This window comes from Paraburkholderia sp. BR10141 (assembly GCF_056155635.1).
This window is the reverse complement of record NZ_JBMIQH010000006.1, coordinates 242,027-264,493: the sequence shown is the minus strand read 5'-3', so window position 1 is coordinate 264,493 and position 22,467 is coordinate 242,027. Positions and strand designations below refer to the sequence as shown.

The window sequence follows — 22,467 nt, the reverse complement described above, 5'->3', positions numbered from 1 at the left end:
ACCTGTATATTTATACAGTATTTTGAGAGATTGGAGGAGGCGGAAATTGGGGGCGGGTCACTTTGCGATCGCCGAGGGGCGACCGGACCGCCGCCGGACGTCGCGCTGACGTCCGGGGCAAACGCCGCTTAATACACGCCGCCAGCCCGATGTGGGCGGTGTGCAATAAGGGCGGCAGAGCTTGTTGCTATCAAGACGCCTGCGCCGACGTCATATCGAGCGCCACGGCTTGCGCCACTTCGATGCCGTCGATGGCCGCCGAGTAGATACCACCGGCATACCCGGCGCCTTCGCCCGCCGGATACAGACCTTCGACGTTCATGCTCTGGTAATTGTCTTTGCGACGAATGCGCAGCGGCGACGACGTGCGCGTCTCCACGCCGGTGAGCACGGCGTCGTGCATCGCGAAGCCTGCGATCTTCCTGTCGATCTGAGGCAGGGCTTCGCGGATGGCTTCGATCACGTAGTCGGGCAGCGCGGTGCTGAGATCGGTCGGGTGCACACCCGGCTTGTAAGACGGCACCACGGAGCCCAGCGACGTCGACGGACGACCGGCGATAAAGTCGCCGACCAGTTGGCCCGGCGCCTGGTAATTGCCGCCGCCGAGTTCGAACGCCCGCTCTTCCCACTTGCGCTGGAAGGCGATGCCCGCGAGCGGACCGCCCGGATAGTCCTCCGGCGTGATGCCGACGACGATGCCCGCATTCGCGTTGCGCTCGGCCCGCGAATACTGGCTCATGCCATTGGTGACCACGCGGCCGGGTTCGGAGGTCGCCGCGACCACCGTGCCGCCCGGGCACATGCAGAAGCTATAGACCGCCCGTCCATTGTTGGCGTGATGCACCACCTTGTAGTCGGCCGCGCCGAGTTGCTTGTGGCCCGCAAACTTGCCGAAACGGCTGCGATCGATCAGCCCCTGCGGATGCTCGATCCGAAAGCCCAGCGAAAACGGCTTGGCTTCCATGAACACGCCGCGATCGTGCAGCATCTGGAACGTGTCGCGGGCGCTGTGGCCGACGGCCAGCACGACGTGGTCGCACGGCAGCGTCTCGCCGTTCGAAAGCTTGAGCGCGCGCACCTTGCCCTGTTCGATCTCGATGTCTTCGACGCGGGTTTCGAAGCGCACTTCACCGCCCAGCTCGTGGATGGTGGCGCGCATTTTTTCCACCATGCTGACGAGACGGAACGTGCCGATGTGCGGCCGGCTCAGATACAGGATGTCTTCCGGCGCGCCCGCCTTGACGAACTCCTCGAGCACCTTGCGGCCGTAGTGGTGCGGATCCTTAATCTGGCTGTACAGCTTGCCGTCGGAAAACGTCCCGGCCCCGCCTTCGCCGAACTGCACGTTGGATTCGGGGTTGAGCACGGACTTGCGCCACAGCCCGAAGGTGTCCTTGGTGCGCTCGCGCACGGCCTTGCCGCGTTCGAGGATGATGGGACGAAAGCCCATCTGCGCGAGGATCAGTCCCGCGAACAGGCCGCATGGCCCCATGCCGATCACCACCGGACGCGGATGCGTCGAGTGCTCGGGCGCCTTGGCGACAAAGCGGTAGGTCATGTCCGGCGTCACCCCGCAATGCGGCTTGCCGGCGATCCGCTTGAGCGCGGCCGCTTCGTCCTTGACTTCGACGTCGACGATATAGGTCAGCTTGATATCCGAGCGCTTGCGTGCGTCGTGCGCACGGCGGAATACGGTGTAACGCACGAGCGCATCCGCCCCCACGCCGAGTTCCGCGAGACGTCCCCGAATCGCGGCTTCAAGTTCGCTTTCGGCGTGGTCGAGGGGGAGTTTGACTTCGGATAAACGTAACATGGCTGCCAGGGTGCGATCGCCACGGGAGTGGTGGCCGATCGGTATTTTATAGGCTCGGTGGCTTTTCAAAGGGAACGCAAGCCGTACGACGAGACGCGAGCGCGTATGACCCAACATGGGAGAAAAAGAAAAAGGGGCTACAGGCCAATGGCGTGTAACCCCTCGGTATTGCTGGTCGGAGCGATAGGATTCGAACCTACGACCCTCTGATCCCAAATCAGATGCGCTACCAGGCTGCGCTACGCTCCGACGAATCAGCGATTGTATCGGCACTGATGCCACGCCGTCAAATCTGAGTGAGCCATAGCGACGAAAAGCGATCCACATCACGCGCTTGCCGCATACCGGCCTGGCGTGCACCATGACAGGACACGCCGCACGTGCACCCCATACCGCCAAAAAAGGAGACGCCATGCACCTCATCCTCTGGCGCCACGCCGAAGCCGAAGACATCGCCGCCAGCGACCTCTCCCGCCAGCTCACCACACGCGGGCGCAAGCAGGCGCAGAACGTCGCGCGCTGGCTGCGCGCGCGCCTGCCCGACGACGCCGTGATCCTCGCCAGCCCCGCCGCACGCACCATCCAGACCGCCGAGGCGCTCACCGACCAATATCGCGTCGTGCGCGAACTCGCCCCCGATGCGAGCGTCGAGGAGGTGCTGACCTCCGTCGGCTGGCCCAAGGGCCTCGCGTCCACGGTCGTCGTGGTGGGCCATCAGCCCACGCTCGGCGAGGTCGCGGCGCGGCTGCTCTCGGGCGGCGCCGATTCGCGCAGTTGGGCCGTCAAGAAGGCCGGCGTGCTCTGGCTTGCGAGCCGTGAGCGCGACGGCGGTGACCAGGCGGTCCTCCACGCGGCCATCACGCCCGATCTCGTCTAGCCCCGACCCCGCCTGCGTCTGCCCACCGGGCCGCCTGCACGCGGCCCCTACAGCGGTTCAAGCGCGGTTCAAACGCGGTTCAAACGCCCTTCAAACGCGCCCGCCGCCCTCCGCCTTTCGAGCCACCTCGTCCGTCTGCCTGACGCCACGTCATCGAATCGTCATTGCGTTTTCATGGAAACGTAACCGCGTATTACTACATTGCCGGAAAAGTTCTCTTACTTCCGACCAGGACGCCCTATGCGAGATCTGCCGACGCCCACCCTGCCGTTCGCCTCGACGCTGTTCGAGTCGAACCGACGCTTGCCGCGTGCCGAAGAAACGGTCACCGCGCAGCATCGGCTGCAGGTGGCCTGGGCTCGCACCGACGAGGAGCTGCGCGAAGCCCAGCGCCTGCGCTACCGCGTTTTCGCCGAAGAGATGGGCGCACGCCTGACCGGCCCCGCCGGCCTCGACGTCGACGCCTTCGACGCCTACTGCGACCACCTGCTCGTGCGCGACCTCGACACGCTCAAGGTCGTCGGCACCTATCGCGTGCTGCCGCCGCACCAGGCCGCGCGCATCGGCCGCCTCTATGCCGAAAGCGAATTCGACGTCTCGCGCCTCGCGCATCTGCGTCCGAAAATGGTCGAGGTGGGCCGCTCGTGCGTGCATCCCGACTACCGCAGCGGCTCCGTCATCATGTCGCTGTGGGGCGGTCTCGGCGGCTATATGCAGCACAACGGCTACGAGACGATGCTCGGCTGCGCGAGCGTGGCCATGGCTGACGGTGGCCACTACGCGGCGAACCTGTACTGCGCGCTCGGCGCGAACGCGCTGACCGCGCCCGAATACCGCGCGTTCCCGCACACGCCGCTGCCCGTCGAGGAACTGCGCACCGGCACGCCGGCCGTGCCGCCGCCGCTCATCAAGGGCTATCTGCGCCTCGGCGCGAAGATCTGTGGCGCGCCCGCCTGGGACCCCGACTTCAACACCGCCGACTTCCTTACGCTCTTCCGCCTCTCGGAAATCAACGAGCGTTACGCGCGCCACTTCCTCGGCGAAGCTGTCACGCGTTAAAACCTCATCCGCTCCCCAGTGGGCAGGATGAGTCAACAAAAAAAGCCCGGCTCACGAACGAGCCGGGCTTTTTTATCGGCGCAGTCAGACGAGGCGCAGCGCGCTACGCTCACTCCTCCGTATAGACCACGCGATACGGAATGCCGATCTTGCCCCATTCCGCCGCTTCCTGAACGAGGTTGTAATCGGTGAGCGGATTATTCTGGACCCAGGCATTGGGCAGCAGCACTTCGTAGCCGCTGCCCTCCTCCTCCACCTTGATGTGCGGCAGACCGACATCGGCGCGGCGGCGCGTCAGCAGCGCGGCGAGACGCAGACAGAACAGCAGCGTCCATTCCACATCGCGCGTTTGCGAGAGCTTGCCGAGCTTGCCCACGTGGCCGAGCACCAGCGCGGCGAGGCGCGCCTGGTCGGTGCGCGAGAAGCCGGGCATGTCCGCGTTGCTGGCGATGTAGGCCGAATGCTTGTGGTACGCGCTGTGCGAGATGGAAAGCCCGATTTCGTGCAGCGACGCCGCCCACGTGAGGAACATGCGGTTCTCTTCGCGGCGCTCGTCGTCGGGCTCCTCGAACTGATCGTAGAACTTCACGGCCAGCTCGCCAATGCGCCCCGCCTGCGCGCGATCCACGCCGTAGCGGCGCATGAAGCCCTCCACCGTGACCGTACGCATGTCCTCGTGCTGCGAGCGGCCCAGCAGGTCGTAGAGCACGCCCAGGCGCAACGCGCCGTCCGTGGTGTCGACATAGTCGATACCGAGCTCCTCGAACACCGCGATCATGATCGAGAGACCGCCCGCCAGCACCGGGATGCGGTCGGGCTTGAGCGCGACGAGCTTGAGCCGGTTGACGTTCTCGGCCTTGATGAGCGCGCGCTTCAGGCGTTCGAGGCCACCGCGCGAAATGCCGTGCGTGATGCCGGGATCATTGAAGCCGTTCGCCTCGACGAGTTCCGCGAGCGCGCGCGCCGTACCCGACGAGCCGATCGCCTGGTCCCAGCCGGTCTTGCGGTAGTCGGAGGAAATGATCTGGATTTCACGCGTGGCCGCGAGTTCGGCCTGGCGCATGGTGTACTCGTCGACGTTGCCCGACGGGAAGAACTGGCGGCTATGGCTCACGCAGCCGATATAGAGGCTTTCCATGCGGATCGGCGTGTAGTGCGCGCCGATGATGAACTCGGTCGAGCCGCCGCCGATGTCCACCACGAAGCGCTTGCCCGCGCTCGCCGGCACCGAGTGCGCGGCGCCCGCATAGATGAGGCGCGCTTCTTCGCGCCCCGCGATCACTTCGATCGGGAACCCGAGCGCGGCTTCCGCCTCGGTGAGAAACTCGCGCGCGTTCTTGGCGACACGCAGCGTATTGGTCGCCACCGCGCGCACCTGGTCGGGATGAAAGTCGCGCAGGCGCTCGCCGAAGCGCTTGAGCGCGTCCCAGCCGCGCACCTGCGAGGCGCGGTCGAGCAGTTTGTCCCTCGAGAGGCCGGCCGCGAGGCGCACCGGTTCGCGCAGCGCGTCCACCGGGTAGATCTGGCTGCCGGCATCGGTTTCCTCGACGCGGCCGACGATCAGACGAAAGCTGTTCGAACCGAGATCGACGGCGGCAAGCAGTTGGGGATTGGTGACCATCGAAGGGGCAGGCTCCATGCGTGCATACAGAGACGAACGCGCAGCCATGCGGGCTTGCTGCGCCGCCGCCGCGCTGTCCAAATGCGTCATTTTAAGCGTAGCCGACTTCACCATGTCGCTCCTCGCATTGGTCATGACCATGGGTACTTTTACCCAGCGTGCATGTTCGCAACGCGACTTGTCGATTTCGCGAAAATGCGGCGTAAAATTTATGACACTTCGAAAGTCACAATAAAGTCATATTACTGTGAGAATTTCCGAGCGTCCGTTCGAATCCATTCCTGACATTCCGTTTTCATTGCCGATGTCCATCCGCTATCCCCTACTCAATCGCGAACTGGGCATTCTGGGATTCAATGAGCGCGTGCTCGCACAGGCGTCCGATCCCGCTGTTCCTTTGCTGGAGCGCTTGCGCTTCATCTGTATCACCAGCAGCAACCTCGACGAATTCTTCGAAGTCCGTATGGCCGGGCTTCAGGAGCAGATGCGCGACAACCCGGGCGTGCTCTCGCCCGACGGCATGTCGCTGCAGCACGTGTACGACCTCGTGGTCGAGCGCGCGCAGCGTCTCGTGCATCGCCAGTACCGCATGCTGCACGACACCGTGCTGCCCGCGCTCGAACAGGAAGGCATCTACTTCCACGGCACCGACGCCTGGAACGAAGCGCAAACCGCATGGGCGCGCAAATACTTCTTCGACGAACTGCTGCCCGTTCTCACGCCCATCGGGCTCGATCCCGCGCACCCGTTCCCGCGCGTGCTCAACAAGAGCCTGAACTTCGTGGTCGAGCTCGAAGGCAAGGACGCTTTCGGGCGCCAGGCCGTCATGGGCATCGTGCAGGCGCCGCGCGCGCTGCCGCGCCTCGTGCGCATGCCGCAGGAGCTTTCCGGCTTCCAGCACGGCTTCGTGCTGCTCGGCTCGCTCTTGCAGCGCTTCGTGGGCGAGCTGTTCCCGAGCCTCGTCGTGCGCAGCTGCAACCAGTTCCGCATCACGCGCAACAGTGAACTCTTCGTCGACGAAGACGAAATCACCAACCTGCGCGTGGCGCTGCAGGGCGAACTGCCCGCGCGGCACCTCGGCAATGCGGTGCGTCTCGAAGTGTCGGCGGAAACGCCCCCGCATCTCGTGAAGCGCCTGCTCGACGAAAGCGGCCTCGACGAAAAGGACTGCTATTTCGTCGATGGCCCCGTGAATCTCGTACGGCTCATGCAGCTGCCCGAGATGGTCGATCGCCCCGACCTCAAGTTCGTGCCGCACGTGCCCGCGATTCCGCGCCGCATTGCCGCGAACAGCAACATGTTCGATGTGATCGATCAGGGCGACGTGCTCCTGCATCATCCGTACGAGAGCTTCCAGCCCGTGCTCGAACTACTGCTGCAGGCCGCGAACGACCCGAACGTCGTCGCGATCAAGCAGACGATCTACCGCACCGGCACCGACTCGCCGCTCATGGACGCGCTCATGCAGGCCGCGCGCAACGGCAAGGAAGTGACGGTGGTGGTGGAGCTGCTCGCGCGCTTCGACGAAGAGACCAACATCAACTGGGCGGCGCAGCTCGAAGCCGTGGGCGCGCACGTGGTGTACGGCGTGGTGGGCCACAAGTGCCACGCCAAGATGATGCTGATCGTGCGCCGCGTGCCCGTGAACGGGCGCATGGTGCTGCGCCGCTACGTGCACCTGGGCACGGGCAACTACCACCCGCGCACGGCACGCCTCTATACCGACTTCGGCCTCATGACCTCGGAGCCGAAGATGTGCGAGGACGTGCACCACGTCTTCCAGCAGCTCACCGGCATCGGCGGCGAGCTGCAGCTGCACGATCTGTGGCAGTCGCCGTTCACGCTGCATCCGAAGATGATCGAGGCGATCCGCAACGAAGCCGATGCCGCGCGCGCGGGCAAGAAGGCGCGCATCGTCGCGAAGATGAACGCGCTGCTCGAGCCGACCGTGATCGACGAGTTGTACGAAGCATCGCAGGCCGGCGTGAAGATCGATCTGATCATCCGTGGCGTGTGCTCGTTGCAGCCCGGCGTGCCGGGGCTCTCCGAGAACATCACCGTGCGCTCGATCGTCGGGCGTTTCCTCGAGCACCACCGCATCTACTACTTCTATGCGGGTGGTAAGGAAGACGTCTACCTGTCGAGCGCGGACTGGATGGATCGCAACCTGTTCCGCCGCGTCGAAGTGGCGTTCCCGATTCACGACCGCAGACTCAAGCGCCGCGTGATCGCCGAAGGGCTTTCCACCTTCCTCGGCGACAATCAATCGGCGTGGCTCATGCAAAGCGACGGCCACTATCGCCGCCGCCGCGCGGGCAAGGCCGTGCGCAATGCGCAGTTGAGCTTGCTGGCGAAGTTCTGTCCGTGATGCCTTGACGGAGCAATAACGCTGAACGCAAAAAAGCCGCTTCGAATGAAGCGGCTTTTTCAATTGCGGCGGCGCTTCGTTACGCCGGCGCCGGCTGCCGTCTCGTCGTGCGCGCGGCCGGGAAGCGCACCGTGAACGTGCTGCCCCGCCCTTCCTCGCTCTTCACTTCGAGCGCCGCGTCGTGACGCTGCAGCACGTGCTTGACGATCGCGAGACCCAGTCCCGTGCCGCCCGTATCGCGCGAGCGGCTGCGGTCCACACGATAGAAGCGCTCGGTCAGGCGCGGAATATCGGCGGCCGGAATGCCGAGGCCGCTGTCGGTGACCGCGAAGACCGCGCTGCCGTGTTCTGCGCGCCACGACAGATGCACCGTCCCGCCGTCCGGCGTGTAGCGCACCGCGTTGGTCGCCAGATTGCCGAGCGCGCTCATGATCTCGGTTTCGGAACCGGTGACGCTCAGTCCGTCGTCGAAATCGGCCGTGATGCGGTGACGCCCGCCCGAAAGGCTTTCGGCGTCCTCGCGCACGTGCCCGAGCACCGCGCGCATATCGACCATGTGGTCGCCGGGCTGGCGCCCCTCGCCTTCGAGCTTGGCGAGCACGAGCAGGTCGGTGACGATATGGCGCATGCGCGAGGCCTGTTGCTCCATCAGCTCCAGGTAGCGATTGCGCTCGGCTTCGCCAAGCGGCAGCTCGCGCATCGTCTCGAGGAAGCCCGAGAGCACCGTGATCGGCGTTTTCAGCTCGTGCGAGACGTTGGCCACGAAGTCGCGCCGCATGGCGTCGGTGCGCTCGAGTTCGGTGATGTCCTGCGACAGGATGAGCTTGCGGTTCTCGCCGTACGGAAACACCTGCACCGAGATCACGTTCTGACGCTTCGCGCCCATGCCTCGCATGATCAGCATGTCCTTGTAATCGTGCGAATTGAGGTAGCGTACGAAGTCGGGCTGACGCACGAGATGCGTGATGTGCTGGCGCAGGTCGCGCCTCGCATCGAGGCCGAAGTGAACTTCCGAGATCGCGTTGCACCACTCGATCTGGTCGTGGTCGTCGAGCATGGCGACGCCGTTGGGCGACGCCTGGATCGCCTGGATGAAGCGCGAATGCTGCTGCTCCACCTGGCGCACCTGAGCGTGCCAGCGCTTCGCGAGCTTATGCAGACGGTAGTAGATTTCGCCCCAGATGCCGGGAGCGCTCGGTACTTCGCCGTAGACCGGCGCGTCGAGCAGGCGCCACAGACGCTGCTTGTGAAACGTGCTGAAGAGCATTTGCGCGAGCAGCGCCAGCACGGCGATGCTCAGCGCGATCTTGACGCCGAAAATCGCGCCAACGCCCGCGCACATGAGCGCGAGCAACACGATCGATACGAGGGAGCGCGCCCAGATGATGTTCATGTTCCTGCGATCGAAGATAAATACGGTCGGATGCGGGCACGCGACATCGAGTGACTACCGCGCGAATACCGGCGGCAGTGAAACGGTCGCGCCGCCCGGTGAGTCACCCTGCGGCGCGGCCATGGGTCCAGCTCAGGCGCTCTTGGCGAGACGGTAGCCGCTGCCGCGCACCGTTTCGATCATAGCATCGCACCCTGCCGGCTTGAGCGCGGCGCGCAGACGCTTGATATGCACGTCCACCGTGCGCTCTTCCACGAACACGTGATCGCCCCATACCTGGTCGAGCAGTTGCGTACGGCTATGCACGCGCTCCGGATGCGTCATGAAGAAGTGCAGCAGGCGGAATTCGGTCGGGCCGAGATCGAGCTTGATTTCCGAGCCTTCGGCGGCGGCCGCCACGCGGTGCGTGGCCGGATCGAGCTTCAGACCGTTGATCGCCACCACGTCTTCCGTGAGCTGCGGCGCACGGCGGCGCAGCACCGCCTTGATGCGCGCCATCAGCTCCTTGGGCGAAAACGGCTTCGTCACGTAATCGTCAGCGCCGATTTCGAGGCCGAGCACCTTGTCCTGCTCGTCGCCGCGCGCGGTCAGCATGATGATCGGAATATGCTTCGTGCGTTCGTTGTTGCGCAAGTCGCGCGCGAAGTTCACACCCGACTTGCCCGGCAACATCCAGTCCAGCAGGATGAGATCGGGCAGCACGTCGCTGATCAGGTTTTGCGCCTGCTCCGCGTTGTAGGCGCGGATCGGGCAGTGGCCTGCGTGCTGCAGGTTCACCGAAATCAGCTCGGAAATGGCGGGCTCATCTTCGATGACGAGAATGCTGCTAGGCATCGGCACCTCTTGACCTTGTTACCTATGGAGTGAATTAGCTGAGCGCTTCGCGTTCGAGCGCGTCGCGCGACTTGTGGCGCACGTCGGTGCCCTTCACGATGTAGATGATGAATTCCGCGATGTTCTTCGCGTGGTCGCCGATCCGCTCGATCGCCTTGGCGATGAACAGATAGTCGAGGCCCACCGAAATCGTGCGCGGATCTTCCATCATGTAGCTCACGAGTTTGCGCACGAACGCGCGGAATTCCTCGTCGATCGCCTTGTCGTCGCGCACGATCTGCGCGGCGGCCACGGTGTCGAGACGCGCGAACGCGTCGAGCGCGCGGCGCAGGATCGACACGGCCATTTCGCCCGAGACCTTGATCTCGGCGATGTTGACCGCGCGCGAAGCGCCGTCTTCCATCAGGCGTTTGGTGCGCTTGGCGATCTTCTCGGCTTCGTCGCCGGCGCGCTCGAGGTTCGTGATGGTCTTCGAAATGGCGAGCACGAGGCGCAGGTCGCGCGCGGCCGGCTGGCGGCGCGCGATGATGTTGCTGCACTCCTCGTCGATCTCGACTTCCATCGTGTTGAGGCGGTCTTCGGCGGCGATCACGCGCTCGGCGGCGGCGCCGTCGAACTCGTTCAATGCCTGCATTGCCGTGATGATCTGCGATTCGACGAGGCCGCCCATTTCGAGCACCTTCGACGAAATGAGGTTCAAATCGGCGTCGAACTGGCTGGACAAGTGTTTGTCGGACATGATTTGCTCCCTGCTCCGATTAGCCGAAGCGGCCGGTGATGTAGTCTTCCGTTTCCTTGCGGACCGGCTTGATGAAGATCTTTTCGGTGTCACCGAATTCGATCAGCTCACCAAGGTACATGTAAGCAGTGTAGTCCGAGCAACGCGCGGCCTGCTGCATGTTATGGGTGACGATCACCACCGTGTAATCGCTCTTGAGTTCCGCGATCAGCTCTTCGATGCGGCCGGTGGAAATGGGGTCGAGCGCCGAGCACGGCTCATCGAGCAGCAGCACTTCGGGGCGGATCGCAATGCCGCGCGCGATGCATAGGCGCTGCTGCTGGCCGCCCGAGAGGCCGTAGCCGCTCTGGCCGAGCTTGTCCTTCACTTCGTTCCAGAGCGCGGCCTTGGTGAGCGCCCATTCGACGCGGTCATCCATTTCCGGGCGCGAGAGCTTCTCGAACATCTTCACGCCGAACGCGATGTTGTCGTAAATCGACATCGGGAACGGGGTCGGCTTCTGGAACACCATGCCGATGCGCGCACGCAAGAGCGAGATGTCGCGCCTGGTCGTCAGCAGGTTCTCGCCGTCCATGACGATTTCGCCCTCGGCGCGCTGCTCCGGATAGAGCGCGAACATCTTGTTGAAGGTGCGCAGGAGCGTGGACTTGCCGCAGCCCGACGGGCCGATGAACGCCGTCACCTTGCCTTCGGGAATCTGCAGGTTGATGTTCTTCAGCGCGTGGTACTTGCCGTAGAAGAAGTTCAGGTCCTTCACTTCGATCTTCGGCTTGCCCAGCGCCGGCAGGCGTGCGTTCTGGGCGGGATCCGCAGGTTCAAACCCAGCGGAGGGCGCATTGCCGTGCGCAGCGGTGTTGAGGTGACTCTCAGCCATGTTCATCGGGAACTCCGCCCTTGCTTACTTGTTCGAAAAGATCGTGCGCGCGAGGATATTCAGACCCAGCACGCCGAGCGTGATCAGGAAAACGCCGGCCCACGCAAGCGACTGCCACTGCGCAAACGGGCTCATCGCAAACTTGAAGATCGTGACCGGCAGGTTCGCGATCGGTTGATTCATGTTCGCGGTGAAGAACTGGTTCGACAGCGCGGTGAAGAGCAGCGGCGCGGTTTCGCCGGCGATACGCGCAACCGCCAGCAGCACGCCCGTCACGATACCGGCGATCGAAGCCTTCAGCGTGATCGACATCACCATCTTCCACTTCGGCGTGCCGAGCGCGAATGCCGCTTCACGCAGGTTGTTCGGCACGAGCTTGAGCATGTTCTCGGTCGTGCGAATCACGATCGGAACCTGCAGGAGCGCCAGCGCAATCGCGCCGGCCCAGCCGCTGAAGTGCCCCATCTTCGCCACGACGAGCGCGTACACGAACAGGCCCACGACGATCGAAGGCGCCGACAGCAGAATGTCGTTGATGAAGCGCGTGACGCCCGCGAGCCAGCCCTTCTGGCCATATTCCGCGAGATAGATGCCCGCGAGAATCCCGATCGGCGTGCCGACGAACGTTGCGATCGCAACGAGCATCAAGCTGCCGACGATGGCGTTGGCGAGACCGCCGCCGTCGGTGTTCGGCGGCGGCGTGGACTGCGTGAACAGTTCCACCGAAAGGCCGCCGATCCCAAGCGAGAGCGTCGTGTAGAGAATCCACACGAGCCAGATCAGGCCGAACACCATCGCAGCGAGCGAGCACGTGAGCGCGATCGCATTGGTCACGCGGCGGCGACGCTGCAGCTTGTCGCGCATGCGCTCCAGTTCGGGGCCGTAAATCGCGCCCGGAATTTTCATCATCGGTTCGCTCATCGCGCACCCTCCGCTTTTTCAAGGCGCAGCAACATGAGCTTCGAGATCGACAGCACGATGAAGGTGATCACGAAAAGGATCAGGCCGAGTTCCATCAGCGCGGCGGTGTGCAGGCCCGGGCTCGCTTCCGCGAACTCGTTGGCGAGCGCCGAGGTGATGCTGTTGCCCGGCGAAAAGAGCGACACGTTGTCGAGCAGGTTCGTATTGCCGATCACGAACGTGACGGCCATCGTCTCGCCGAGCGCTCGGCCGAGACCCAGCATCACGCCGCCGATCACGCCGGTCTTGGTGAACGGCAGCACGATCTTCCACATCACTTCCCATGTCGTGCAGCCAATGCCGTAAGCCGACTCCTTGAGCAGTACGGGCGTGACTTCGAACACGTCGCGCATGACCGAAGCGATATACGGAATGATCATGATCGCGAGAATCACTCCGGCGCACAGAATGCCGATGCCGATGGGCGCGCCCTGGAACAGCGCGCCGACGATCGGCATGCCGCCGAGCAGCGAGCCGAGCGGCTTTTCGAACCACTGCGCGAAGATCGGCGCAAAGACGAGCAGACCCCACATACCGTAGACGATCGACGGGATCGCGGCGAGCAGTTCGATGGCGATGCCGAGCGGACGGCGCAGCCACGCCGGCGAAAGCTCCGTGAGGAACAGCGCAATGCCGAAGCTCACAGGCACGGCGATGATGAGCGCGATGATCGAGGTGGCGATCGTGCCGTAGATGGGCACGAGCGCGCCGAACTGCTCGCTGGGTGGATCCCAGTCGGCAGTCCAGAGGAATGCGAAACCGAATTTCTGGATCGTCGGCAACGAGGCGACGATCAGTGACACGATGATGCCGCCGAGCAGCAACAACGTGACGATGGCAGCGAGGCGTGCGAGGCCGCCAAAAATGATGTCCCCTGCCGGGCTGGGCGCTTTTTGCTGCGCGGCGTTGCCGGGCGGGTTCGACACGAGCGGGACGTCGGACATGGTGACCTGGGTTCCAGTTGCCGCGAGCGCGGGCTCACGACGTTGATGCAGCCGTGGGACTGCAGATCGCCCGACTTCCGGCCGTCAATACTGACGACTCAGCCGGAAGGCGGACGGCACATCTTGGACAGCGCGGATTCAGGCAAGCCACAAGCGAACAGGCCGCGCGCGTCACGCGGCGGCCTTTTTTTACACTTGCCTGACGCCCTGCTTACTCGGCGACCGGCTTGCCGCTCGCGTCCTTGACCTTCTCCTTCCACTGCGACTTGATTTCGCTCACGACCGACTGCGGCAGCGAGATGTAGTCGAGGCTGTCAGCAGCCGGCGTACCGTTCTTGAAGGCCCAGTCGAAGAACTTGAGCGTTTCCTTGCCCTGGTCCGGCTTGTCCTGTGCCGTGTGCAGCAGCACGAAGGTCGCGCCGACGACCGGCCATGCGTCCTTGCCCGGCTCGTTCGTGAGGATCTGGTAGAACGACTTCTTCCAGTCCGCGCCAGCGGCCGCTGCCTTGAACGTTTCGGTGTCCGGCTGAACCACAGTGCCCGCCTCGTTCTTCATGGCAGTGTAGACCATGTGATTTTGCTTGGCGTACGCCCACTCGACGTAGCCGATCGCGCCCGGCAGACGCTGCACGAAGGCTGCGACGCCGTCGTTGCCCTTGCCGCCCGTACCCGTCGGCCAGTTCACGGTCGTGCCTTCGCCGACCTTGCTCTTCCAGTCGGGGTTGACCTTCGACAGGTAGTTCGTCCAGATGAAGCTGGTGCCCGAACCATCGGCGCGGCGGACCACGGCGATGTCGAGGTCAGACAGCTTGACCTTCGGGTTCAGGGCGACGATGGCCGGATCGTTCCACTTCTTGATCTTGCCGAGGTAGATGTCGCCGAGCACCGGGCCCGACAGGGTGATCTCGCCCGGCTTTACGCCCGGCACGTTGATCGCCGGCACGACGCCGCCGACCACCGTCGGGAACTGGAACAGGCCTTCCTTGGCCAGATCCTCGTCCTTCAGCGGAGCGTCCGAGCCCGCGAAGTCAACGGTCTTGGCCTGAATCTGCTTGATGCCGCCCGACGAACCAATACCTTGGTAGTTCACCTTGCCGCCGCCCGCCTTTTGATAGGCATCCGCCCATTTCGTATAGATCGGTGCTGCGAAGGTGCTGCCCGCGCCGGTGATGTCAGCAGCCTGCGCTGCGATCGCGAAGAGCGCGCCAGCAACGCCAGCGAGCGCGGTTTGCATCAATTTCATGAGACCTCCAGTGTGTGAGCGGATGAACGACACCGCGAAGCTTAGGGGGTCTCTGTGACAGTACTGTGACGATTCATGAAGCGAACGTGACAGTTCGATTACTGGCTGAAAGGCGCGTGGATATGCGTTTTGGGCGACTTTGCAGGCGCGGTTGCGACATGGCCTGCACGTGCCTGGATAGCTGAAAAGCCCGCCAGGCGGGAGTTTGGCGGATGCTGAGGGTCGCATGAAAAAATTCGAGGATTTCCTCAAAAATGGTTTGCAAACCGTTATGCGATTGTTTTAAACGTTTGCCTGCTTCCCTTGTGACGCCGAATAAATCGCAAAAAAATGAGCACGACGGCGGATTGCAACGTCGTGCTCATCGGTTGGGCGCAATCGTGATTCAGTCGCGCGACTTGCGCGACTGAATCGTCGGCGATCACGCGATCGAACGCTTCACCACGCTGGCGATCGCCTCGGCGTAATGCATCGTGTCGCGCTCCTCGCGGGCTTCGACCATCACACGCAGGACCGGCTCCGTCCCTGAGGCGCGAATCAACACACGGCCCTTGCCCTTTAATTCCGCCTCGGCGGAAGCGATCGATTGCTGGATCTCGGCGTTGCCCTTCCAGTCGGCGCCCTGCGCGATGCGCACGTTGATGAGCTTCTGCGGAAACAGCTTCACGCCGTCGAGCAGCTGCGCGATCGTCTTGCCGCTGCGCTTCATCGCCGCGAGCACGAGCAGCGCCGAGACGATGCCGTCGCCGGTGGTGTGGCGGTCGAGCGAAAGAATGTGGCCCGAGCCTTCCGCGCCGAGCTGCCAGCCGCGCTCGCGAAGTTGCTCCAGCACGTAGCGGTCGCCCACGTTCGCGCGCACCAGCTGCACGCCGAGGCCCTCGAGCGCCTGCTCGACCGCGAGATTGGTCATGAGCGTGCCAACTGCGCCTTCCACTTTGCCGTCGGTCGCGATGCGGTCCTTCACGAGCACATAGAGCAGCTCGTCACCGTTGTAGAGGCGGCCCTGGGCATCGACGATCTGGAGACGGTCGGCGTCGCCGTCGAGCGCGATGCCGAGGTCCGCATGATTCGCACGCACGGCGCGCACGAGCGCGTCGGGCGCGGTCGCGCCCACGCCGTCGTTGATGTTGAACCCGTTCGGCGACACACCGATCGGAATCACGTCCGCGCCCAGCTCGTGGAACACGTGCGGCGCGATGTCATAAGCCGCACCGTTGGCGCAATCGATCACGAGCTTCAGGCCGCGCAGGTTGAACGCCTGCGGGAACGTGCTCTTGCAGAACTCGATGTAGCGCCCGCCCGCGTCGTGCAGGCGGCGTGCGCGGCCAAGCTGTTCGGACGGCGCGCAGGCGAGCGGCTGCTCGAGCTGCTCCTCGATCAGCGTCTCCACGTCGTCGGGGAGCTTGTTGCCGTCGGCGGAGAAGAACTTGATGCCGTTGTCGTAGTAGGGATTGTGCGACGCGCTGATCACGACGCCCGCGGCCAGCCGCAGCGCACGCGTGAGATAGGCGATGCCTGGCGTCGTCATTGGCCCGGCCAGCATCACGTCGATGCCCGCAGCCGAGAGCCCCGCTTCCAGGGAGGCTTCGAGCATATAGCCCGAAATACGCGTGTCCTTGCCGATCAGCACGGACGGGCGCGGCCCGGATGCCGCTGCCGACCCCGCGAGCACCTTGCCCGCGGCATAGCCTAGCCGAAGCACGAAATCGGGCGTGATCGGCGCCTCGCCGACCTTGCCACGCACTCCATCAGTTCCGAAATAACGACGTCCCATCTTTCTACCCCTCGGTTTGGTGCTGCTTTGTCCTGTATTGTGGCGCCCGGAGCCGCTCCGGCGCACTTCGCGCCGGTCAGCGTTGCGCCGGGCAAACGCTCAGCCTTGTGTAGCCGACGTAGCGGCGGACATCGCGTCGCGCATCGCCGCCCAGACTTTGAGCGCGTCCACGGTGGGCGCCACGTCGTGCACGCGAATGATCGCCGCACCGCGCTCTGCCGCGCACACGGCCGCCCCCACGCTCGCCGCCACGCGTTCGGGCGCGGGCCGGTTCACGAGCGCGCCGAGCATCGACTTGCGCGACATGCCGGCCAGGATCGGATACGGTGCGAGGCCTGCCGCAACCTCTGGCGCCGTCTCGGGCAGGTGCGCGAGCAGCGCGTAGTTGTGCTCGACCACCGACTTGCCGAAGCCGAAGCCCGGGTCCACGCTGATGCGCGCCTTCGCCACGCCTGCCGCTTCGAGTTCGGCGCAACGCTGGGCAAGAAACTCGCGCACCTCGCGCACAACATTCACGTAGTCGGGCTCGCCCAGCTGCATCGTCTGCGGCTCGCCGAGCATGTGCATCACGCACAGCCCGCAGTTGCTCTCGCGCACGGCCTCGATCGCGCCGGGCATCCGGAAACCCCAGATGTCGTTGATCATGTCTGCGCCTGCCGCGAGCGCCGCGCGCATGACCTCGGGCTTGTACGTGTCGATCGACAGCGGCACGTTCGCACCCTTGAGCTTTTCCACCAGCGGAATCACGCGTTCGAGTTCCTCGTCGAGCGGCACAGGCGGCGCACCCGGGCGCGTCGATTCGCCGCCGATGTCGATGATATCGGCGCCGTCTAGCATCATCTGCTCGGCGCGGCGCAAGGCGTCGCCGAAAGCGATATAGCGACCGCCGTCGGAAAACGAGTCGGGTGTGGTGTTGAGGATGCCCATGACGAGCGGACGCTCGAACGTCAGCGTGAAACGACCGCACGCGAGCGGTTCAGGTGGCAGACTACCTTGCGAGGAGATGTTGGGCACGTCAGAAAACGTCAGATGTGTAACGAGATGCGGCGGCACAGCGGCACGCCAGAAATGCAAAACGGGCCGATGTGAACATCACACCGGCCCGCAACTTTACTCGATAAGGATCACGCCGGTGCGGTGGCGCTACCGGGCTTGACCTCAGTGCCCGTGCTGCCGCCCGACGACGCGTCGCCCGGCGACGGTGTGCTCTTCGGCGAGCGCGGCGGACGGCCGGCCATGATGTCGTTGATCTGGTCGGCGTCGATCGTTTCCCACTCCATGAGGGCCGCGGTCATGGCTTCGACCTTGTCGCGGTTCTCGTCGAGCAAGCGCTTCGCGAGGTTGTACTGCTCGTCGAGCACGCGGCGGATTTCCGCATCGACTTTCTGCTGCGTCGCTTCCGAGATCGCACGCGTGAAGCCCTTGCCGAACGGGCCACCGTCGTTGTCGTCGTCGGCGTAGACCATCGTTCCGAGCGCGTCGGTCATGCCGAAGCGCGTGACCATGGCGCGTGCGGTTTGCGTGGCCTTGTTGAAGTCGTCCGAGGCGCCCGTGCTGATCAGGTTCATGAACAGCTCTTCCGCCACACGGCCACCGAACAGAATGGCCAGACGATCCAGCAGATAGTCCTTCGAGTACGTTTCGTTGTCGTGCTCGGGCAACTGCCACGTCACGCCCAGCGCGCGACCGCGCGGGATGATCGTGACCTTGTGCACCGGGTCCGCCTTCGGCAGCAGCTTCGCGATCACCGCGTGACCCGACTCGTGGTACGCCGTGGCGCGCTTCGCTTCTTCGCGGATCACCGCCGACTTGCGCTCCGGACCCATGAAGATCTTGTCCTTCGCGTCTTCGAAGTCCTGCATTTCGACAATGCGCTTGCCGCGGCGCGCCGCGAACAGCGCGGCTTCGTTCACGAGGTTCGCGAGGTCGGCGCCCGAGAAGCCCGGCGTGCCGCGTGCAATGACCGCTGCATCCACGTCGTTGGCGATCGGCACCTTGCGCAGGTGCACCTTCATGATCTGTTCGCGGCCGCGGATGTCCGGCAGGCCAACATAGACCTGGCGGTCGAAACGGCCCGGACGCAGCAGCGCCTTGTCCAGCACGTCCGAACGGTTGGTTGCCGCGATCACGATGACGCCCGAGTTCGCCTCGAAGCCGTCCATCTCGACCAGCATCTGGTTCAGCGTCTGCTCACGCTCGTCGTTGCCGCCGCCCATGCCGGCGCCACGATGGCGGCCGACCGCGTCGATTTCGTCGATGAACACGATACACGGTGCATGCTTCTTGGCCTGCTCGAACATGTCGCGCACGCGGGCCGCGCCCACGCCGACGAACATTTCGACGAAGTCCGAACCCGAGATGCTGAAGAACGGCACCTTCGCTTCGCCGGCAATGGCGCGCGCCAGCAGCGTCTTACCCGTGCCCGGAGGGCCAACGAGCAGCACCCCGCGCGGAATGCGTCCACCCAGCTTCTGGAATTTTTGCGGATCGCGCAGGAAGTCGACGAGTTCGGACACTTCTTCCTTCGCTTCGTCGCAGCCCGCGACGTCGGAGAAGTTGACCGCATTGTTGTTCTCGTCGATCAGGCGGGCGCGCGATTTACCAAAGGAGAACGCCCCGCCTTTGCCGCCCCCCTGCATCTGTCTCATCATGTAGAACCAGAACACGATGATGAGTATGGTCGGCCCGAGGTAGTACAGCGCGGAAACGAGCGCGTTCGGCTCTTCGTCAGCCTTGCCGCTCACCTGCACGCCATATTTCATCAGGTCGCCGACCATCCAGATGTCGCCTGGGGAGACGATCTGGTATTTCTGGCCATCAGCCGGAGTGACCGTGAGGTTCCGCCCCTGCACCACGACGCTCTTGACCTTGCCGTTCTTCGCGTCGTCCATGAACTGCGAATAGGAAACGCCTTCCTGGACACGGGGCTTGTCGAACTGCTTGAACACCGTAAACAGCACCAGTGCGATTACCAGCCACACTGCTGCCTTCGAAAACATGTTGTTGTTCAAAGCACCACTCCTTCACTCATAGATGGGCGCCTACATTTGCCTTGCGACTGCGACACCACCAAAGCATTCTAATCCAGTACACGGACCCCTGCCATAACGTTTCGCTACCGCAGGAATAGCCCGAGCGCCTTGTCCTGACCGCCTCTCGGGGTCATTTTGCGACCAGAATGCGCCATTTGCACGGCAATCATGCCCCGTTTAACAGGGACGCTTCAGATGTTTACCCAAAATAAACGTTTCGGACGATTTATCACGCGAAGCCTTCGGTTTGCGTGCCGCCACGACCTTGAACTGCTGCTTGAACTTCTCGACGATCTGACTGTAACCGCTGCCGTGGAAGCATTTGACTAAAAGGGCTCCATCGGGTTTCAGATGATTCTGCGAAAACTCGAGCGCGAGGTCGCACACGTGCTCGATGCGTGCCGCGTCTGCCGACGCGACCCCCGAGAGATTGGGCGCCATGTCCGAAATTACAAGGTCGACCGGGCGGCCGCCCACCAATTCTTCCAGTTGCGCGAGCACCTCGTCGTCGCGAAAGTCGCCCTGCAGGAACTGCACGTCGGAGACGGGTTCCATCGGAAGAAGATCGAGCGCAATGATCGTGCCGTCGATCCCACCCTGCCGCTGGTCGTCGCGCTTCGTGCCTTGCGCGAGCTTGTTGCGAGCGTACTGGCTCCAGCTGCCGGGCGCCGCGCCCAGGTCCACGATCACCATGCCGGGGCGGATCAGCTTGTCCTGCTCGTCGATTTCCTTCAGCTTGTAGGCAGCGCGGGCACGATAGCCCTCCCGCTGTGCCATTTTCACGTACGGATCGTTGATATGGCCGTGCAGCCACGACTGGTTGAAGCGATTTTTTGCCATTAAAGATGAACTCTTGCTGCGTGATTCCGCGCTTTTAGCGGATAATACGCGTTTTATTCGTGCGGCCGTCGCGGCCCGCCTGGCCGGATGTTTGTTGCTCCGCCGGCGTTTTTTGCCCGCGCCCTGCCGTTCCCCACGGTTTTCCGTAGTTCCGACGCGCTTTGCCCGCTGGCGGCCCGCTTTTCGCGGACCGCAATCCACGTCTGCCCAGGTTGTCAATTCACGCCTGTCGACCCGCGCGGCGCCGTCATTTTAGTCGAGTCTGCCACATCCCATGCCCGCCCTCACTCTTTCCGCCGAACAGCGCTCCGAGCTGCGCTCCCAGGCTCACGCGCTCAAACCGGTCGTGCTCATCGGCGCCGAGGGACTGACCGACGCCGTCCTCAAGGAAATCAAGGTTCACCTTTTTGCGCACCAGCTCATCAAGGTGCGCGTGTTCGGCGACGAGCGCGAAGAGCGCCTCGCGATCTACGAAGAGATCTGCGACCGCCTGAGCGCCGCCCCGATCCAGCACATCGGCAAGCTGCTCGTCATCTACAAGCCCGAAGAAGCCAAGGCGAAGGCCACGACCGCGCGCGCCGGCGCCCGCGGCACCGTGTCGCGCCCGGCCGCCGACGTACCGAGCGCTCGTGAAGCGGGCAAGCGCGGCGCCGCGCCGCGCACCGTCAAGGTCGTCAAGGCCAGCGAGAACCCCATGCGCAAGCCGAAGGCGCAAAAGGTGACGGTCAAGGGCAACGAGCGCGTCACGCAAGGCGGCAACATCAAGCGCGCCAAGAAACGCCAAACCAGCTCCAAGCGGGCCCACCAGGGTTCGAAGTAAAAAGCGCGGCCTTCGAGCCGCGCTTTTTTTACGCCTGAACCGGCTTCAGGCCACTTTCAGCGCGGCGCGCTTTCCATGCGCTGCCCCAGCGTGCCGCGTGCCGAAGGCAGCAGCCAAACGAGCCACGCACCCAGCAGGCTCTGCACGAGATAGAACAGGCTCGACACGCCGTGCAGCAAGCCGAAGCGGCTCGCATACGGCGAACTGGCCACGTCCATGCCCGCGCTCATCGCCTGAACGCGCAACGCGTTCATGAACGGCTGCAGCGCGAAATAGCCGATCAGCACGCACAGCAGCATGGCGGCCAGAATCCAGCGCAGCCGGCGATAGCCCAACGCGCCGCGGCGCACGAGCACGCTCGAGAGCCCGAGCAGCAGCAGCCCGCACACCACGCCGATCAGCCCTTCGAGGCGAAACAGCTGCGCGGCGAGTTCGCCCGCCACCGGCCTGTCGAGCGACGCGAACAGGACGGGGGCGACCGCATAGCCGATGGTCAGCTGACTGCCGACCCACAGCATGGCGAGCAGCCCGAAGAGGCGGTGCGCAACGAGCGAAACGGGAGTGGCGGAACCCACGTGGCTTGCAGTACTCACGTCGACGCGCCCTCAGACGTAGCGGACCTCGATGACCTCGTATTCGCGCACGCCGCCGGGGGCCTGCACTTCGGCGACGTCGCCTTCGGACTTGCCGATCAGCGCACGGGCGATGGGCGAGCTGACCGAGATCAGGCCGTGCTCAAGATCGGCTTCATCGTCGCCGACGATCTGGTAGGTCACCGTCTTGCCCGAATCGAGGTCTTCGAGATCCACGGTCGAGCCGAACACCACGCGGCCGTCTGCTTCGAGCGTGGCCGGGTCGATGATCTGCGCGGCCGCCAGTTTCGACTCGATCTCGGCGATGCGGCCTTCGATGAAGCCCTGCTTTTCCTTTGCGGCGTCGTATTCCGCGTTTTCCGACAGATCGCCCTGCGCGCGCGCTTCCGCGATCGAATTGATGACCGCCGGACGCTCGACGGACTTGAGGCGCTGCAACTCTCCGCGGAGTTGGTCTGCACCGCGCTTGGTCAAGGGAATCGTGCTCATAAACAACTCGTACGGCCCAAAAGGGCCTAAAGGAGACCGCGCCACGCACGCTTGTCGCGCACGTTGCGGCCATAAAAAAATTCCGCGGTTAAGTGCATCCCGCGAGGGCGGCTGCGCGGTCTGGCGCAGCCTGAAACCCTGTTGGGACGCCGCTTAACCGCGGCACATTCAGCTTTTGTAGCCTGCCTCGTCGA

19 protein-coding genes and 1 tRNA gene are annotated in these 22,467 nt (G+C 64.0%); 4 read left to right on the top strand and 16 right to left on the bottom strand.

The annotated features are described in order from the left end of the window. Nucleotides 1-190: 190 nt before the first annotated feature. Complete coding sequence (locus tag ACOJB8_RS11530) at nucleotides 191-1,813, bottom strand: NAD(P)/FAD-dependent oxidoreductase (protein ID WP_342945468.1); 1,623 nt, start codon at nucleotides 1,811-1,813, stop codon at nucleotides 191-193. Between the two features lie 172 nt (nucleotides 1,814-1,985). After that, a tRNA-Pro gene (locus tag ACOJB8_RS11525) sits at nucleotides 1,986-2,062 on the bottom strand. 163 nt (nucleotides 2,063-2,225) lie between these two features. Between ACOJB8_RS11525 and sixA the strand changes: the two genes are divergently transcribed. Continuing rightward, nucleotides 2,226-2,690, top strand: coding sequence for a phosphohistidine phosphatase SixA (gene sixA, locus ACOJB8_RS11520; protein WP_342945467.1), 465 nt, complete (start codon nucleotides 2,226-2,228; stop codon nucleotides 2,688-2,690). Nucleotides 2,691-2,930: 240 nt separating this feature from the next. Continuing rightward, nucleotides 2,931-3,749, top strand: a complete 819-nt coding sequence (locus ACOJB8_RS11515) for a GNAT family N-acetyltransferase (RefSeq protein ID WP_069262530.1) — start codon at nucleotides 2,931-2,933, stop codon at nucleotides 3,747-3,749. Between the two features lie 109 nt (nucleotides 3,750-3,858). Here the strand turns inward: ACOJB8_RS11515 and ppx are convergent, their stop codons facing one another. Further along, a complete protein-coding gene (gene ppx, locus ACOJB8_RS11510; RefSeq protein ID WP_368604865.1) occupies nucleotides 3,859-5,460 on the bottom strand; it encodes an exopolyphosphatase in 1,602 nt (533 codons plus the stop codon). A 214-nt stretch (nucleotides 5,461-5,674) separates the two neighbouring features. On the opposite strand from ppx, the gene ppk1 reads away from it, so the two are divergent. Further along, nucleotides 5,675-7,738, top strand: coding sequence for a polyphosphate kinase 1 (gene ppk1 / locus ACOJB8_RS11505; protein WP_069262532.1), 2,064 nt, complete (start codon nucleotides 5,675-5,677; stop codon nucleotides 7,736-7,738). Between the two features lie 79 nt (nucleotides 7,739-7,817). On the opposite strand, the gene phoR is transcribed toward ppk1, so the two are convergent. The 11 genes from phoR to ACOJB8_RS11450 form a co-directional block, all read right to left on the bottom strand. Beyond that, nucleotides 7,818-9,131 carry a phosphate regulon sensor histidine kinase PhoR gene (phoR, locus tag ACOJB8_RS11500; RefSeq protein WP_069262533.1) on the bottom strand — a complete coding sequence of 438 codons (1,314 nt, stop codon included), beginning with the start codon at nucleotides 9,129-9,131 and terminating at the stop codon, nucleotides 7,818-7,820. A 132-nt stretch (nucleotides 9,132-9,263) separates the two neighbouring features. After that, nucleotides 9,264-9,965 (bottom strand): phosphate regulon transcriptional regulator PhoB, encoded by a 702-nt coding sequence (gene phoB, locus ACOJB8_RS11495; RefSeq protein ID WP_042261377.1) that lies wholly within the window; start codon nucleotides 9,963-9,965, stop codon nucleotides 9,264-9,266. A 34-nt stretch (nucleotides 9,966-9,999) separates the two neighbouring features. Then, entirely contained in the window at nucleotides 10,000-10,704 is a 705-nt protein-coding gene (gene phoU, locus ACOJB8_RS11490) for a phosphate signaling complex protein PhoU (protein WP_069262534.1), read from the bottom strand. Between the two features lie 19 nt (nucleotides 10,705-10,723). Beyond that, complete coding sequence (gene pstB, locus ACOJB8_RS11485) at nucleotides 10,724-11,578, bottom strand: phosphate ABC transporter ATP-binding protein PstB (RefSeq protein ID WP_406952760.1); 855 nt, start codon at nucleotides 11,576-11,578, stop codon at nucleotides 10,724-10,726. Between the two features lie 24 nt (nucleotides 11,579-11,602). After that, nucleotides 11,603-12,487, bottom strand: a complete 885-nt coding sequence (pstA, locus tag ACOJB8_RS11480) for a phosphate ABC transporter permease PstA (RefSeq protein ID WP_406952761.1) — start codon at nucleotides 12,485-12,487, stop codon at nucleotides 11,603-11,605. Nucleotides 12,488-12,495: 8 nt separating this feature from the next. After that, on the bottom strand, nucleotides 12,496-13,482 hold the full coding sequence (pstC, locus tag ACOJB8_RS11475) for a phosphate ABC transporter permease PstC (RefSeq protein ID WP_069262537.1): 987 nt from the start codon (nucleotides 13,480-13,482) through the stop codon (nucleotides 12,496-12,498). A 211-nt stretch (nucleotides 13,483-13,693) separates the two neighbouring features. Next, nucleotides 13,694-14,725 (bottom strand): phosphate ABC transporter substrate-binding protein PstS, encoded by a 1,032-nt coding sequence (gene pstS, locus ACOJB8_RS11470; RefSeq protein WP_475012610.1) that lies wholly within the window; start codon nucleotides 14,723-14,725, stop codon nucleotides 13,694-13,696. A gap of 421 nt (nucleotides 14,726-15,146) precedes the next feature. Further along, complete coding sequence (gene glmM / locus ACOJB8_RS11465) at nucleotides 15,147-16,499, bottom strand: phosphoglucosamine mutase (RefSeq protein ID WP_069262539.1); 1,353 nt, start codon at nucleotides 16,497-16,499, stop codon at nucleotides 15,147-15,149. Nucleotides 16,500-16,598: 99 nt separating this feature from the next. Then, entirely contained in the window at nucleotides 16,599-17,504 is a 906-nt protein-coding gene (gene folP / locus ACOJB8_RS11460; protein ID WP_141710609.1) for a dihydropteroate synthase, read from the bottom strand. Between the two features lie 119 nt (nucleotides 17,505-17,623). Continuing rightward, nucleotides 17,624-19,510 (bottom strand): ATP-dependent zinc metalloprotease FtsH, encoded by a 1,887-nt coding sequence (ftsH, locus tag ACOJB8_RS11455; RefSeq protein ID WP_069262540.1) that lies wholly within the window; start codon nucleotides 19,508-19,510, stop codon nucleotides 17,624-17,626. A gap of 198 nt (nucleotides 19,511-19,708) precedes the next feature. Continuing rightward, nucleotides 19,709-20,371, bottom strand: coding sequence for an RlmE family RNA methyltransferase (locus ACOJB8_RS11450; protein WP_475012665.1), 663 nt, complete (start codon nucleotides 20,369-20,371; stop codon nucleotides 19,709-19,711). Nucleotides 20,372-20,645: 274 nt separating this feature from the next. Between ACOJB8_RS11450 and ACOJB8_RS11445 the strand changes: the two genes are divergently transcribed. Further along, nucleotides 20,646-21,191 carry a YhbY family RNA-binding protein gene (locus ACOJB8_RS11445; protein ID WP_069262542.1) on the top strand — a complete coding sequence of 182 codons (546 nt, stop codon included), beginning with the start codon at nucleotides 20,646-20,648 and terminating at the stop codon, nucleotides 21,189-21,191. Between the two features lie 56 nt (nucleotides 21,192-21,247). Here the strand turns inward: ACOJB8_RS11445 and ACOJB8_RS11440 are convergent, their stop codons facing one another. Further along, on the bottom strand, nucleotides 21,248-21,709 hold the full coding sequence (locus ACOJB8_RS11440; RefSeq protein ID WP_368682280.1) for a DUF4149 domain-containing protein: 462 nt from the start codon (nucleotides 21,707-21,709) through the stop codon (nucleotides 21,248-21,250). A gap of 87 nt (nucleotides 21,710-21,796) precedes the next feature. Further along, nucleotides 21,797-22,273: a transcription elongation factor GreA gene (gene greA, locus ACOJB8_RS11435; protein ID WP_042261359.1), complete on the bottom strand. Its 477-nt coding sequence runs from the start codon at nucleotides 22,271-22,273 to the stop codon at nucleotides 21,797-21,799. Nucleotides 22,274-22,467: the final 194 nt, after the last annotated feature.